The organism is Candidatus Caldatribacterium sp., assembly GCA_014359405.1.
GTDB lineage: Bacteria > Atribacterota > Atribacteria > Atribacterales > Caldatribacteriaceae > Caldatribacterium > Caldatribacterium oleiphilum.
This window is the reverse complement of the sequence record JACIZN010000064.1, coordinates 1-413: the sequence shown is the minus strand read 5'-3', so window position 1 is coordinate 413 and position 413 is coordinate 1. Positions and strand designations below refer to the sequence as shown.

The window sequence follows — 413 nt, the reverse complement described above, 5'->3', positions numbered from 1 at the left end:
CTGGAGAGAGCCGGATCCTCCACAACCCCCCAGAGGAGGAAGGAAGCGATGAGTTCTATGGCACCTCTTCTTCCAAACCGAGCTCCCATCGCCTGATTGTACTCAAAAAGGGAAACCGGATGGAAAAAGAGGTCTGCCGTTTCGGCAACTTTCTCCATTTGCACTGGCACCACCGTTTTCCCAAGTCCGGTAGCCTGGATGAGAATTCTCTGGTCCGCACTCACCACATACGTTGCTTCCTGGAGTGCTTCAAGGGCAAAACGGGTAAGGTTAACGTATGCCTTTCTCTGCACCAGGTACCCTTCAATGACCTCGCCTTCGAAACTCTCAAGGAAAATCCAGCCGTTTTGCGCCGCAATGCCTCTTGCAACCTCAAGGGAAATACCTTTGGGGATACTGCAGAGAAGGTACAA

1 protein-coding gene is annotated in these 413 nt (G+C 52.1%); it reads right to left on the bottom strand.

Features of this window, described 5'->3' with window-relative positions; all coding sequences use genetic code 11:
- On the bottom strand, positions 1-413 hold a 413-nt coding region (locus tag H5U36_06150), incomplete at both ends, for a hypothetical protein (protein MBC7217718.1).